A 385-nucleotide genomic window follows, 5' to 3' on the forward strand; every position below is an offset into this window, starting at 1 on the left:
CACGGTCGTGCTCGCGGGCGCCGACGCGGGTGCCGCCGCGGAGGAGCTCGCCCACACGGCGGACTGGCCGCTGATCGCCGAGGTCGTGAGCGGCGCGCGGTTCGGGCGTCGCCTCGTGCACGGCTACCGTCGGCTGCTCTCCCGCGACGACCTCGGCGGCCGCATCGAGCGTGTCGTCGTGTTCGGCCATCCCACGCTGAGCCGTGAGGCCGCGCGGCTGCTGTCGCGCCACGACGTGGAGGTCGTGGCGGTGCGCCGCGGCGGGGAGGAGCTCGACCTCAACCACCGCACGCGCGCGGTCGCGGCGGTCACGGTGGCCCCGGGGGAGCCCGACCGCGAGTGGCTCGGGCAGTGGATGCGGGCGTCGGCTGCCGAGGCCGTCGAC

At 77.1% G+C, this 385-nt stretch carries 1 pseudogene; it reads left to right on the top strand.

Annotated features, from left to right (window positions below):
- A pseudogene (locus tag DW309_RS16525) lies at positions 1–385 on the top strand (2-succinyl-5-enolpyruvyl-6-hydroxy-3-cyclohexene-1-carboxylate synthase); the annotation flags it as partial.

It is taken from the genome of Microbacterium sp. K41, from assembly GCF_004794395.1.
GTDB classification, from domain to species: Bacteria; Actinomycetota; Actinomycetes; order Actinomycetales; family Microbacteriaceae; genus Microbacterium; species Microbacterium sufflavum.